Source organism: Streptomyces viridifaciens, assembly GCF_001888885.2.
In the GTDB taxonomy this organism is placed as follows: domain Bacteria; phylum Actinomycetota; class Actinomycetes; order Streptomycetales; family Streptomycetaceae; genus Kitasatospora; species Kitasatospora aureofaciens.
The window spans coordinates 4,053,690-4,066,684 of record NZ_CP090841.1 but is presented as its reverse complement, the minus strand read 5'-3'; the positions used below and the strand labels follow the sequence as shown (position 1 = coordinate 4,066,684).

The 12,995-nt window shown below is 73.9% G+C and carries 13 protein-coding genes; 8 read left to right on the top strand and 5 right to left on the bottom strand.

Annotation, left to right across the window (positions count from 1 at the left end):
- Positions 1–8 precede the first annotated feature (8 nt).
- The gene (locus tag BOQ63_RS25205; RefSeq protein WP_072655011.1) at positions 9–1,913 is read right to left on the bottom strand and encodes an ATP-binding protein; all 1,905 of its coding nucleotides are present in this window, start codon (positions 1,911–1,913) and stop codon (positions 9–11) included.
- 249 nt (positions 1,914–2,162) lie between these two features.
- Between BOQ63_RS25205 and BOQ63_RS25200 the strand changes: the two genes are divergently transcribed.
- A complete protein-coding gene (locus tag BOQ63_RS25200) occupies positions 2,163–2,486 on the top strand; it encodes a hypothetical protein (protein WP_072655010.1) in 324 nt (107 codons plus the stop codon).
- A gap of 70 nt (positions 2,487–2,556) precedes the next feature.
- Here BOQ63_RS25200 and BOQ63_RS25195 read toward each other — a convergent pair whose 3' ends face one another.
- Positions 2,557–3,708 carry a TetR/AcrR family transcriptional regulator gene (locus BOQ63_RS25195; protein ID WP_072655009.1) on the bottom strand — a complete coding sequence of 384 codons (1,152 nt, stop codon included), beginning with the start codon at positions 3,706–3,708 and terminating at the stop codon, positions 2,557–2,559.
- 209 nt (positions 3,709–3,917) lie between these two features.
- Here BOQ63_RS25195 and BOQ63_RS25190 point away from each other — a divergent pair, with 209 nt between their 5' ends.
- Positions 3,918–5,075: an acyl-CoA dehydrogenase family protein gene (locus BOQ63_RS25190; RefSeq protein ID WP_030288467.1), complete on the top strand. Its 1,158-nt coding sequence runs from the start codon at positions 3,918–3,920 to the stop codon at positions 5,073–5,075.
- Positions 5,076–5,141: 66 nt separating this feature from the next.
- Here BOQ63_RS25190 and BOQ63_RS25185 read toward each other — a convergent pair whose 3' ends face one another.
- Positions 5,142–5,408: a hypothetical protein gene (locus BOQ63_RS25185; RefSeq protein ID WP_030288465.1), complete on the bottom strand. Its 267-nt coding sequence runs from the start codon at positions 5,406–5,408 to the stop codon at positions 5,142–5,144.
- Positions 5,409–5,544: 136 nt separating this feature from the next.
- On the opposite strand from BOQ63_RS25185, the gene BOQ63_RS25180 reads away from it, so the two are divergent.
- Positions 5,545–5,862: a cupin domain-containing protein gene (locus BOQ63_RS25180; protein WP_030288463.1), complete on the top strand. Its 318-nt coding sequence runs from the start codon at positions 5,545–5,547 to the stop codon at positions 5,860–5,862.
- Here BOQ63_RS25180 and BOQ63_RS25175 read toward each other — a convergent pair.
- The gene (locus tag BOQ63_RS25175) at positions 5,852–6,466 is read right to left on the bottom strand and encodes a TetR/AcrR family transcriptional regulator (protein WP_046385460.1); all 615 of its coding nucleotides are present in this window, start codon (positions 6,464–6,466) and stop codon (positions 5,852–5,854) included. The two genes, BOQ63_RS25180 and BOQ63_RS25175, sit on opposite strands and share 11 nt — an antisense overlap.
- Before the next feature lie 109 nt (positions 6,467–6,575).
- Between BOQ63_RS25175 and BOQ63_RS25170 the strand changes: the two genes are divergently transcribed.
- From BOQ63_RS25170 to BOQ63_RS25150, 5 genes are all read left to right on the top strand, one after another.
- The gene (locus tag BOQ63_RS25170; protein WP_072655008.1) at positions 6,576–8,129 is read left to right on the top strand and encodes an MFS transporter; all 1,554 of its coding nucleotides are present in this window, start codon (positions 6,576–6,578) and stop codon (positions 8,127–8,129) included.
- Positions 8,130–8,272: 143 nt separating this feature from the next.
- Positions 8,273–8,905, top strand: a complete 633-nt coding sequence (locus tag BOQ63_RS25165) for a class I SAM-dependent methyltransferase (RefSeq protein ID WP_030288458.1) — start codon at positions 8,273–8,275, stop codon at positions 8,903–8,905.
- Positions 8,906–9,015: 110 nt separating this feature from the next.
- Complete coding sequence (locus tag BOQ63_RS25160; RefSeq protein WP_030288457.1) at positions 9,016–9,585, top strand: methyltransferase family protein; 570 nt, start codon at positions 9,016–9,018, stop codon at positions 9,583–9,585.
- Between the two features lie 197 nt (positions 9,586–9,782).
- Entirely contained in the window at positions 9,783–10,064 is a 282-nt protein-coding gene (tatA, locus tag BOQ63_RS25155) for a Sec-independent protein translocase subunit TatA (RefSeq protein WP_030288456.1), read from the top strand.
- 168 nt (positions 10,065–10,232) lie between these two features.
- Positions 10,233–10,757, top strand: a complete 525-nt coding sequence (locus BOQ63_RS25150) for an ion channel (protein ID WP_037830814.1) — start codon at positions 10,233–10,235, stop codon at positions 10,755–10,757.
- A 134-nt stretch (positions 10,758–10,891) separates the two neighbouring features.
- On the opposite strand, the gene BOQ63_RS25145 is transcribed toward BOQ63_RS25150, so the two are convergent.
- The gene (locus BOQ63_RS25145; RefSeq protein WP_051747158.1) at positions 10,892–12,487 is read right to left on the bottom strand and encodes a protein kinase domain-containing protein; all 1,596 of its coding nucleotides are present in this window, start codon (positions 12,485–12,487) and stop codon (positions 10,892–10,894) included.
- Between the last annotated feature and the right edge of the window lie 508 nt (positions 12,488–12,995).

Sequence of the window (12,995 nt, the reverse complement as noted above, 5' to 3'; positions counted from 1 at the left end):
GCGGTCGGTCACGCCTGTTCCCGGAGGTCGCCGGGGCTGTCCGGGACGTCCGGCAGGCCGGCCGGGACGGCGGCGGTCAGGGCGGAGACGGCGGTGCCGACGCCGGCCAGCGCGGCGCCGAGGTCGCCCTCGGCGGGGCCGGTCGAGGCCGCCGCCATGATCACCTTGAGCGAGCGGAGCAGTCCGGCCGCGGTGGCGCTGCCGGTGTGCCCGGCGCGGTAGGCGGCGAGCAGGTCCTGGACGGCCGGGCAGGCCAGGTTGAGGTAGAGCCGGGCCCTGACCTCGCCGTCGGTGCGGGCGGTGAACGCCCGGGCCAGCCGCAGCACGGCGGACGGGATCCGGGTCTCGGCCTGGTCGTCCTCGATCCGGGCCTTCAGTTCGGCCTCGCGGTCCGGCACCAGGACCAGCGGCAGGCCGGGCGGGTCGAAGCGGGCCGGGACGAGCTGCTCGCCCGGGTCGGCGAGGGCGCCGGCCAGCCAGGCCGACTCCTCGGGCGGCAGCGGGCGCTCCGGGTCGCGGAACAGCTCGCGGTTGCCCTGCTCGCTGCCCAGCTCGACCAGACGGCAGCCGCGCAGCTGGGCGTAGCGGCGCAGGAACGGCAGGACGGCGTAGCGGTCGCCGCGGGCGATCGGCACCCGCATCGCCCGGTACAGCATCTCCTCGAAGCCGCCGCCGCTGCCGAGCGCGACGTGCACGGCTCCTCCGCCGGCCGCCCGCAGCCCGCCCGCGGTGAGGTCACCCTGCGAGGTGGGCACCGGGACGTCGTCGGCGAGCAGGGTGAACAGCCGCTCGTCGCAGAGCGCCGCGCCGAGCAGGTCCTGGCCGTGCCGGGTGAGGATCCGGCGCCAGGCGGCGGGCCGCAGCCGGGCCGTCTCGTAGAGGCCGTCCACGACGGCGTCGGCGAGGACCTGCTGCAGCGCGCGGTAGTGGTCGTCGCGCTGGAGGTCCTCGCGGCTGGCGGTGGGGGTGAGCCGGTTGGACTCGATCACCCCGCCGATGAACCCGGCCCAGCTGGGCAGCAGGTCGCGGGCGTCCTCGGCGAGCAGCATGCCGCGCAGGTAGACGGCGAGGTCGCGGTTGTCGCTGCTGCCGTAGGTGCCGCCGTCCTGGACCCAGAGCAGCCCGACGGCGTCGGTGGCGCCCTCGGACGGGCCGACCGGGAAGGCGGTGAGCGGTTCGAAGCGGCGGCCGAAGGCGGTGGCGAAGCGCATCCGGGCGGCGTGCCGGTCGCCCGCCACTTGTTGGCGCCAGGGCACCTGGACGGCGTTGACGGGCTGCTCGTCCTCGCCGACGAAGACGGGGATGGGCAGCAGCACGCAGTAGCGGCCGAGGACTTCGCGCAGCGCGTGCTCGTCGGCGAGGTGGGCGTGCTCGGCCTTGAGCGCCAGCTCGACCACGGTGCCGGGCTGCGGGCGGGCGGGCACCGGCTCGACCTGGTAGTGCTCGCCGCCGCGGCTGCGGTAGCGGTGGCCGAGCTGCGGCTCGCGGTGCGAGGTGGTGGTGACGGTCACCTCGTCGGCGACCGAGAAGGCGGAGAGGAAGCCCAGGCCGAAGGCACCGATCAGCTCCTGGTTGCCGGTGAGTTCGCGCAGCATCCGGGTGTAGCCGGTGCCGACGGTGGCGAGGTAGGCGTGGATCTCCGGTTCGGTGAGGCCGGCCCCGGTGTCCTCGATGGCGACGGTCCGCCGTGCGGCGTCGGCGCGTACCCGGATCAGGGGCCGGTGCTCGCCGTCCGGGTCCTCCAGGAGCCGGCGGGTGTGGGAGTCATGGGCGTTCTGGACCAGTTCGCGCAGGGCGACCAGCGGGGTGGAGTAGAGATGGGTGGCGAGGACGTTCACCAGGCCGCCGAGGTCGACCTCGGTGGTGCGCAGGTTCTCGGCGGGGGTGGGCTCGGTCGTGGCACCTTCAGACATGGGTCCCCAGTGTGCCAGTGCGACAATCTGCCGACCATTTCTTTCTCTGCATCAGCCCGCACCGCTGAAATGACGGATTCTGGTCAGCTCCGAATTGACCGATCCCCCACTATCGAGGGAAATGCCACCCGTTTGGTGGAGTTCGTCCACGGCGCTGGTGAAGGCTGATCACGCGACGTCAGGCAACGGTGCTCCGGGGCGGCCACTCCGGACCGCGCCACATTCGCACTTCCAGTCCAGGAGACCAGCGTGTCCCGCATACGCGCAGCCGCCGCCGTCACCGCCCTCGGGGCGTTCCTCCTCGTCGGTGTCGGTGCCACCACCGCGCACGCCGACAACGGCGCCGGCGCGAACGACCGCTCCAACAGCAGCGTCGTGAGCGACGCCGGTTCCGGCAACGTCATCGGCACGGTCGCCGGGCACGTGGCCAACACCCAGCAGACGGCCACCGGTTCGGGGGCGAGCAACCAGAACAACGGCCTCGCCGTGACCGGCAACGGCGGCAGCATCGGCGCCCTGCAGGGCAACGGGAACGTCGGCGCCCGGCTCTCCTACCCGCACGTCCTCCACTAGACCGCCCTCCCGCCCCCGGGGCCGGGTGTCCGCCTCCCCCGACGCGCGGGGCGGGCATCCGGCCCGCGCGCTACTCCGGCGCCCCCAGCACCGCCCGGCCCAGTCGACGCAGGCAGTCGCCGAGGTCCGGCCTGGCGCTGTGCGGACGGTTCCGCACCCCGTCGTTGACCAGCGAGAACAGCGCGTGCACCCGGATCCGGGCGGCCAGCGCGTCCTCCTCCGGGCGCACCTGCCGCAGCAGGCCGACCCAGGTGCGCAGGAAGTCGCGCCGGAAGTCCACCGCGATCCGGCGGTCCGGCGGGGCCAGCCGCTCCGTCTCGCTGAGCATCGCGCCCAGGTAGTCGCCGTTGCGCAGCGCGAAGTCGACGTACGCGCCCAGTCCGGCCGCCAGCGCCGCCCGCGGCCCGGCGGCGGTCGCGATCGCACCGTCCACCTGGTGCCAGAGCCGCTCCCGGCTGCGCACCAGGGAGGCGGCGAGCAGGTCGGCCTTGCTGTCGAAGTGCCGGTACACGCTGGGCCCGGAGATGCCGACGGCGGCGCCGAGCTGGTCGGTGCTGACGTTGTCGAAACCGCGCTGGTGGAACAGCCGGACAGCTGCGGCGAGCAGTTCCTCCCGGCGCGCCTGCGGCCTCGGCCGCGACACCGGCGCGGCTTCCGGCCCGGCGGCCGTACCGTCCAGGGACACCGCGAGGACGGCCGCGACCAGTTCGCGCAGCAGCGCCTCGGCCCGGCGGGGCTGCGGCGCGACCGACAGGTAGGACAGCCCGGCACAGCCGGAGAGCGCCGACCAGCACAGCAACTCCGCGTCCGCCCGGGCCAGCTCGGGCCGCTCGGCGCGCAGCACGGCTGTCATCAGGGCGACGTCCGTACGGAGTTCGCGGCGCAGCTCGGCCCGGCGGGCGGGCGGCAGCAGCCGGGCGTCGCGCTGCACCAGGGTGCCGAGCGGGCGGTGGCCGACCGCCACCGCGGCCAGTGCGGCGCCGAGTTCGGCGGTGGTGCGGGCCGTGCGCAGGCCGTCGGCGAGTGCGTCCAGGCCCAACCGGACGGCGCGGTCGAGCAGTTCGGGCTTGCCGCGGAAGTGCCGGTAGAGGGCGGGCGCGGTGATGCCCACCCCGGCGGCGACCTCGGTCATCGAGACCTGGTGGTAGCCGCTGCGGTGGAAGCGGTCGGCGGCCACGGCGAGGATCTGGGCGCGTCGGCCGGGCGGCCGTCGGACCACCATGGCGGGCCTCCCTCGCGTTCGTCCTCAACCCCGCCAGAAGGCTAGCAAGGATTCACTTCGCCGCCGCGCGGGACCGCTCTTCCACGCCGGTTCCCAGGGGTCGCAACGCTGGACAGTCGAGGCTACCGGGGATTAACTTGTCGGGCCACCACCTGGCACGTTCCGCCTCCGCCGGCCCGCCGGCCGGCACCGTCGAAGGGAGCGCCGCCGTGCGCCGCACCGTGTTCAACGAGGACCACGAGGCCTTCCGGGAGACCATCCGGGACTTCATCGCCAACGAGGTCGTCCCGGTCTACGAGAGCTGGGAGGCCGACGGCCACCCGCCCCGCGACTTCTACCGCCAGCTCGGCGAACTCGGCGTCTACGGCATCGAGGTGCCGGAGGAGTACGGCGGCGCGGGCGAGAGCGGTTTCAAGTACCAGGCGGTGATCGCCGAGGAGACCGCCCGGGCGGGCGTGAGCTTCGGCTCCTCCGGCGTGCACACCGGGCTGGTGCTGCCGTACCTGCTGGAGTACGCCAACGAGGAGCAGAAGCGGCGCTGGCTGCCCGGCTTCGTCTCCGGCGACATCATGACCGCGATCGCGATGACCGAGCCCGGCGCCGGCTCCGACCTCGCGGGCATCTCCACCACCGCCCGGCTCTCCGAGGACGGCACCCACTACGTCCTGAACGGCGCCAAGACCTTCATCACCGGCGGCGTGCTGGCCGACCTGGTCCTGGTGGTCTGCCGCACCGCACCGTACGACCCCGAGAACCGCCGGGCCGGGCTGTCCATCCTGTGCGTGGACACCACCTCGCCGGGCTACTCGGTGGGCCGCAAGCTGCAGAAGATCGGCCTGCGCACCTCGGACACCGCGGAGCTGGCGTTCAGCGACGTCAAGGTGCCGGTGGAGAACCTGCTCGGCGAGGAGGGCCGGGCCTTCTCCTACCTGACCCACAACCTGGTGCAGGAGCGGCTGGCGATCGCCGTCGGCGCGTACGCGGCGGCCGCGGCGGCGGTGCGGTTCGCGGTGCAGTACGTCAAGGACCGCAAGGTGTTCGGCAAGGCGGTGGCCGAGTTCCAGAACACCAAGTTCACCCTGGCCGACTGCCAGGCCCAGGTGCTGGCGCAGCAGTCGATGGTGGACCGCGCGCTGGAGCTCTACCAGGACGGCGAGCTGACCGTGGCGGACGCGGCCGCCGCGAAGCTGTTCTGCACCGAGTCGGCCTCCACCGTCATCGACAAGTGCCTTCAGCTGCACGGCGGTTACGGCTACATCCTGGAGTACCCGATCGCCCGGCTCTACACCGACAACCGGGTGTTCCGGATCTATGGCGGCACCAGCGAGGTCATGCGCAGCATCATCGCCAAGTCCCTGGGGCTGTAGGGCGGATCGGCCTGACCGACCGGGCCGACCGACCGGGCCGACCGAGCCCGATGCGGCCCGGTCGGCTCAGTTGGCCGAACCGTGCTCGGCCCGCCAGGCCTCCCAGCCCGCCGCGGAGGCCACCTTGGCCTCGCGCAGGGCCCGCTGGGCAAGCACGGCCGGCGCGGCCTCCAGGCCGCGCACCCAGCTGCGGCCCGCGCTGAACAGCGCCGCGCACACCAGCGCCGCCCCGGCCGCGCCGAGCACCGAGCCGATGCCGGCCAGTGCAACGCCGCCGACCAGCAGGGAGCGGTTGACCTGGAACCCGTTGGAAGTCGTCTGGTTGGTCGCCATGCCTCCACGATGCGGGCAGTCGGCGCGGGCCGCACCTCGGGTGGCCCGCTCCGGGGCTCTCCGGGTGCGCGTCGCCGGTGCGTCCGCCAGCCTGGGCACACAACCCGGGCACCCGGCTTGAGGAGGAGGTGGCGCGATGCCCGATCTCGAACGGCTCGCCGTGGAGCACACCGGCCTGGCGGCCGAGAGTCCGCACGGGCGCAGCGCCCACCTGGTGCTGCACGACGGGATGCTGCGGCAGACCGTGATCGCGATGACCGCGGGCACCGCGCTGGACGAGCACAACCCGCCCACCGCCGGGAGCGTGCAGGTGCTGCGCGGTCGGGTCTCGCTGACCATCGCCGGCCGACAGCTGGAACTCTCCGTCGGCGAGCTGGAGCCCGTCCCGCAGGAGCGGCACGGGCTGCTGGCGCACGTCGACTCGGTGGTGCTGCTGACGGCGGTCACCGCGTAGCGTCGGCCCCCGGGGCGCCGGCGTCGGCCCCCAGGACGCTGCCGCTGACCAGCCGGAGCCCGCGCAGGAACTCGAACCCGTCCGGGGCCAGTTCGGGCGCGGCCAGCCACTGGGCGACATAGCCGGCCAGCAGGATCTGGTAGAAGGTGCCGCGGGCGAGCTCCTCGTCGTTGTCCGGCACCTCGGTCACCCCCTGGAACACCGCGGCGAGACCGAGCCGGCCCTCCTTCTGCACCTCCTCGAGGGCCCGCGCCAGCTCGGGGTTGTGCCCCGCCTGGGCGAGGGCCTCGAACTGGGCCGCCCAGAGCCCGCGGTGCTCGACGAAGACGTCCCGGAGGCCGTTCCAGACGGCCGCGAAGCGCACCTCCGGATCGTCCGACACCTGATTGGCGCCGTACACCACCGCCCCCAGGGCCTCGCCCATCTCGCCGATCGCCTCGATCATCGCGGCGTTGAGCAGCGTGTCCTTCGAGCCGAAGTGGTAGCCGATCGCGGCCAGGCTGACGCCCGAGGCGGTCGCGATGTCGCGGGCCGTGGTGCGTCCGTAGCCCTTCTCGTACAGGCAGCGCTTGGCGCCGGCCATCAGGTCTTCGCGGTTTCCCATGCCCCGATCGTACGGAAGTGCTGCACAGATGTCTTGTACGAGAGTCTTGGACTTTCGTTTTACACACTTGTACTAGACAAACGTCTGACACGTCCGTACCGTCTTTCCCATGACCGCAACCACCGGCCGCGCAGGCCGTCGCGAATGGATCGGCCTGGCCGTCCTCCTGCTCCCGACGCTCGTCCTGTCCATGGACATGGGCGTGCTGTTCTTCGCAGTCCCGTACATCTCCACCGAGCTGGCGCCCAGCGGCACCCAGCAGCTGTGGATCATGGACATGTACTCCTTCCTGCTGGCCGGGCTGCTCATCACGATGGGCGCGCTGGGCGACCGGATCGGCCGCCGCCGACTGCTGCTGATCGGCGCCGCGGGCTTCACCGGGGCCTCCCTGCTGGCCGCCTGGTCCGGCAGCGCCGAACAGCTGATCGCCGCTCGCGCCCTGCTCGGCGCCGCCGGGGCCACCGTGATGCCCTCGACCCTCGCGCTGATCCGCAACACCTTCCACGACACCAAGCAGCGGCAGACCGCGCTCGGTGCCTGGGGCGGCATGCTCACCGCCGGCGCCACCCTCGGCCCGGTCGCGGGCGGACTGCTGCTGGACCACTACTGGTGGGGCTCGGCCTTCCTGGTGGCCGTGCCGGTGATGGTCCTGGTGCTGCTGACCGCGCCCGTCCTGCTGCCCGAGTACCGCACCACCGCCCCCACCGGCCGCTTCGACCTGCCCGGCGCCGCGCTCTCGCTCGCCGCGATCCTCCCGCTGGTCTACGGCGTCAAGACCCTCGCCGTGGACGGCTGGAGCCCGCGGCCCGCCCTCGCCACCGCGGCCGGACTGCTGCTGGCCGGCGCCTTCGTGTGGCGCCAGCACACCGCGGCGAACCCCCTGATCGACCTGAGCCTGTTCCGGATCCGCACCTTCAGCGGGGCGATCAGCGTCAACACCCTCGCGATGTTCGCCATGATGGGCTTCGCCCTCTTCACCTCGCAGTACCTGCAGCTGGTCAAGGGCATGAGCCCGTTCACCGCCTCGCTCTGGTCGCTGGTGCCCAGCGTCGGCGTCGGCGCCGCGATCGGCATCGGCTCGGCGCTGGCCGGCAAGGTCCGCCCGGCGGCCCTGATGTGCGGCGGCTTCGTGGTCGGCGCGACCGGCTTCGCGATGATGACCCAGGTCGGCCCCCACTCGCCGCTGGCCCTCATCCTCACCTCGGCGGGCGTGCTGGCCGCGGGCACCGTCGGCACCATGACGATGACCGCCGAGATGGTCGTCTCCGCCGCCCCGGCCGAGCAGGCCGGCGCCGCCTCCGCCACCTCCGAGACCGCCGTCGAACTCGGCAGCTCCCTCGGCATCGCCCTGCTGGGCGCGGCGGGCGCCGCGGTCTACCGCCACCAGCTGGACGGCGCGCTCCCGGCGGGTGTCGACGGCGCGGCCGCCGGCACCGCCCGGGACACCCTCGGCGGCGCGGTCTCCGTCGCCGCCCACCTTCCCGGACGGCTCGGCCCCGACCTGCTGGAGACCGCCCGCGGCGCCTTCACCGACGGCCTGCACGTCGCCGCCGTCGTCGGCCTGCTCTTCGCCCTCGGCGCCGCCCTCCTGGCCTACCGACTGCTGCGCCACCTCCCCGCGGCCGCCACCACGGCCCCGGAGCAGGAGCCCGTCGCCGCCTGACCCGTCCACGGCTTCCGGTCCGCGCGAGTCATCGAGAGCCTCCGCCCACCCGGGCGGGGGCTCTCCGCCGTCCGCGCCGGAGCCAGGGGCGGGGTTCGCGAAGACCCGGTGCAGGAGTGGCCAGGCATGCCAGGGTGGCGGCCATGGAGAACGTTCACGGGCGGGTGCGCGGGAGTTACGACGCGGTGGCGGAGGAGTACCTGGAGCGGATCGGGGGTGAGCTGGCGCACAAGGTGGTGGACCGGGCACTGCTGAGCGCCGTCCTGGAGGAGGCGGCCGGCGGAGTCGTGGCGGACCTCGGGTGCGGGCCCGGGCACGTGGCGGGGTGGCTGGCCGGGCAGGGCGCGCGGGTGGTCGGGATCGACCTCTCGCCCCGGATGGTCGAGCTGGCCGGGCGTGAGCACCCGGAGGCCGCGTTCCGCACCGGCGACCTGCTGGCGCTGCCCGCCGGGGACGGGGAGTTCGCGGCCGCGGTGGCACTGTACTCGGTGATCCACCTGGAGCCGGACGAGCTGCTGCCCGCCTTCGTCGAGATGCGGCGGGTGCTTCGGCCCGGCGGGGTGCTGCTGGTCTCCTTCCACCTGGGCAAGGAGGTCCGACGGCTGGAGGAGTGGTGGGGCCACCGGGTCCACGTGGACTTCCACTTCCTGGAGACCGACGCCGTCGCCGACCGCCTCGCCGAGGCCGGGTTCGCCGTCGAGGCTCGGCTCGAACGGGTGGGCCTGCCCGAGGAGGCCGACACCCGGCGCGGCTACCTGCTGGCGCGGCGCCCGTAAGGGCCGCTCCACCCGGGGGTGGACACCGCTGCGTCCACCTCGGGGTGCGTGTCGCGGCGGCCCGACCGGAGGACCGTTGAGGGGTACCCACGACCGTCAGGAGCCACCCGATGTCCCTGCCGTCCCTCCTCTCCCTGCTCGGCCTCCTCTGCTGGATCGCCTACGAGCTGCTGCTGCGACGCCGCGAGGACGGCGAGGCCGGCACCTGGCACACGGACGACCGCGACCGCGGCTCGACCCGGCTGCTGCTCTCCTGCTACGCCGCGTCCGTGCCGGCCGTGGTGCTGTTCGACCGCGCCTCGATCGGTGAACCGCCGACCTGGGCACGCTGGTTCGGGGTCGCGCTGGTCCTCGCCGGGCTGGCCCTGCGAGCCTGGGGCATGCGGACCCTGGGCCGCTACTACACCCGCACCCTGCGCACCGTGGCCACCCAGCACGTGGTCCGCTCCGGCCCGTACCGGCTGATCCGCCACCCCGGCTACGCCGGCAGCCTGCTGGTCTGGATCGGCTACGCGCTCGGCGCCGGCGGCTGGGCCGCCGCCCTGGTGGTCGCCGCGCTGCTGCTCGGCGCGTACGGCTGGCGGATCGCCGCCGAGGAGCGGCTGCTGCTGGCGTCCTTCGGTCCGGCGTACGCGCGGTACCGGAAGGAGTCCAAGCGCCTGGTGCCGTTCGTCTACTGATCGGTCCGGCCGTGGGGCGGGTGCGGGCGGACACCACTTCGGGGCCGCGTCGCTCACGCTCCGCTCGAACGGCACCTGGTTTTCGGCCAGCGTTTCCCGGCTGGTGTATCCGTTCGCCGTCAGGTCCAGGCATACTGGCGAGCATGGGCGCTCGCGCCCACCCGTGACTCTAGACAAGAAGGGACCGGTGGCCAGGGATGCTGCGGAACGGTCTTGAGCCCTGGCACATTTTGGTGGTGCTGGCGGTCGTAGTCCTGCTGTTCGGATCGAAGAAGCTGCCGGAGATGGCCCGCGGCCTGGGCAAGTCGATGCGCATCCTGAAGGCGGAGACCAAGGCGATGCGCGAGGAGGACACCCCGGCGGACGCCGGCACCGCGCAGAGCACGGCCACCCCCCAGCAGGGCGCCGACCGCCCGGCCGTCACGCCGACCAACGTGACCAAGGCCACCGAGACCAAGCACACCGGCACGACCGCCTGAGCCGTCCGAACTCCCCGTCGAGCCCCTGGTGGACCTTCCACCAGGGGCTCGACGCCGTTCGGGGGTCGGAGCCGGGACCGGAGCCGCGGGCCGGGCGTCCGGCGGCGGATCGGCCGAACAGCCGATCGGGGCGGGCGGGGGCCGTGCCGGTGGGCGAGGCTGGGCAGGATGTCCGAGAACCCTGGCTCTCCACCCCTCGACTTCCGGGCCGGAGCGTGGCTGCTCTGCGCGTTCACGCTGCTGATGGTCGGGTACTTCACGCTGCCCCTGGAGTGGTTCGGTGACCGTCGGCCGGTGCTCAGCTGGCTGGTCTTCGCGGGGGCACTGGGCGGGATGACCTGGCTGATGGTGGTCAAGATCGTCGGGGTGGTGCTGGGAACGGCGAAGCGGCCGGTGGTCTGGCTGGCCTTCCTGATCTTCCTGGCGATGACCATCTTCTCGGCGTCGTACTACGTGATGGGTACGCACAGGGCCGAGTTCGCGGGGCTGGAGACGCGGCTGGACGCGCTGTACTTCACGGTCGTGACGATGTCGACGGTCGGGTACGGGGACATCACTCCGGCCGGCCAGTCGGCGCGGCTCGTGGTGGTGCTGCAGATCGGGTACAACTTCGTGTTCCTTGCGGCGGCCGCCGGGACGGCGTCCCAGGCGGTCCGGAGCAGCATCGAACGGCGGGTCCGGCGCGAGGAGTGACTCCGGCTCGGCGGCCTGCCCCCACCCGGCCCCCCACCCGGCCCGCCGCGCATCCTGCCGGACTGTCAGCCGTGGCGGGACCGACAACAGGGGCCGGCCCCCGGTGCGGCCGTCCGGGACGCCCTGGCGCGGCGTCAGTCGTCCTGGTTGTCGGCCGTCGCGTGGAGGGTGGTGAGGAGCGCGCCGAGGCGGGCGTTCCAGTTGGCGTAGGTGAGGGGATCGATGGAGTGCTTCTTGCCCAGGTCCTTGACCGTCTTCTGGGCGGCCCTGAGCTCCTGGGCGGCGTCGTCGGGATTGCCCTCGTTGAGCCGGGCGGCGCTGTCGTCGAGGATCCGCAACAGGTCCGCCTGCTTGTCGCGTTCCTTGGTGATCGGAGCCTGGGCGACCGCCTGGCGGAAGGACTGGAGCTGGAGGGCCGCGGGCTGGTTGCGCGGGACGGCCTGGGTGGGCGCGGCCTGGGACGCAGCTGCGGTCGGGGCCGTCGGGGCGGCGGAGGAGGCGCCGGACGTGGGGGGCGTGGCCGGCGTGGTGACCGGAGCGGTGGCCGCGGGCTTGGCGGCGGTGGGCTTGGCGGCGGCGTTGCCGGCCGGCTCGTCGAAGGCGGTGAGCGCCAGCGCGGTGATCCCGGCTATGCCCGCTATGCCGAGGGCGCCGAGGACGAGCGGCTTGTTGCGGCGGTTCCGCGCCGGCGCGGGCGTGCCGGGGAAGCCGGCGAGGGCCCCGGGCGGAGCGGCGGGGACCGACGGCAGCAGGGAGGTGGCGGCAGCGGGTTGGGACGGCAGGAGCGCGGTGTGCTGCTGGTTCGGGGACACCGGCTGGTGTGACGGCACCGGCTGGTTCGGGGGCACCGGCGGGAGCATCTGGGTGGGAGCGGCCGTCGCGAGCAGTTCGGCGGTCGGGTCGCCGACCGCCAGGCCCGGGACGGTGGAGAGCAGCTCGGCCCGTGCCGCGACGGCGTCGGCCGGGCGGTGGGCCGGGTCCTTGGCCAGCAGGCGCAGCACCACGGCGTCCACGGCCGGCGGCAGGCCGGGACGCCGGGCGGACGGCGGCAGGGGCTGCTCACTGACGTGCTTGAAGGCGATCGCCACCGGAGACTCGGCCGTGAACGGGGTCTCGCCGGTGAGCATCTCGGTCAGCACGCAGCCGACGGCGTAGAGGTCGGTGCGGCCGTCCAGGTCGGAGGCGGTGGCCTGCTCGGGCGAGAGGTAGGCGGCCGTACCCAGCACGCTCGCGGTCTGGGTCAGGTTGCTGGAGGACCCGGCCCTGGCGATGCCGAAGTCCACCACCTTCACGCCGCCGTCGTCGGTGATCATGATGTTCCCGGGCTTGATGTCCCGGTGCACCAGCCCGGCCCCGTGCGCGACCGCCAGCGCCTCGCACACCGCCGCCGCGATGCCGACCGCGCGCTCCACCGGCAGATTCGGCTGCTGGACCAGGACGGCGGCCAGCGAACGGCCCTGGACCAGCTCCATGACGATGAACGGGGTGCCCTGGTCCACACCCGAGTCGAAGACCATGACGATCCTCGGGTGCACCAGCATGGCGGCGTGCTGCGCCTCACGGCTGAAGCGCTCGGCGAAGCGGGGGTCGTCGGCGAGGCCGCCGTTGAGGACCTTGACGGCCACCTGGCGGCCCAACACCCGGTCGACGCCGCGCCAGACGGTGGCCATGCCGCCGACGCCGAGCATCTCGACGAGTTCGTAACGCCCGTTCAGCGCCCGTCCGATCACCTGGAGCTCCCCTCACGTGCGGCGCCCGGGGTTCCGGGGATGCCTGGTGCACCCGTGCACGATAGCCGTCTTGAGGTGGGGGACGGTTGGGGGCTGTGCGGGGTTCTGCGGGTGGGGGTGGGCTCTCGGGAGAGTGGGTGACGCCGGGGCGGCTCCCGCTCGCCCGGTTCGGTGGGAGGCGGTGAGGCGGGCGTTGCCCTGCGCGCCCACGGAGGGGCAGGGCCGGGCGTGGCGGCCGGGGGACCGGGCAGCGGTCCCCCGACCGCCGGATCGGGGTGCGGCCCGCCCTGACTGCGGGCGGGCGGGCCGCACGTTCCGGGCCGGCCGGGCCGGGGGCGCGTCCGGGGTGAGCGCCCGCCGGTCCGGCCGGGGCCGGCCGGGTGGACGGCGGGCACGGGGGAGCCGACCGGCCACCCGGGGTTCGGGTGGTTGTGCGTACTGCGGTTACTGCGGGGTGGTGCGGCCCGGGTGGGCGGCGAGCCCGGGGGGAGTCGCTCGCCGCCCACCC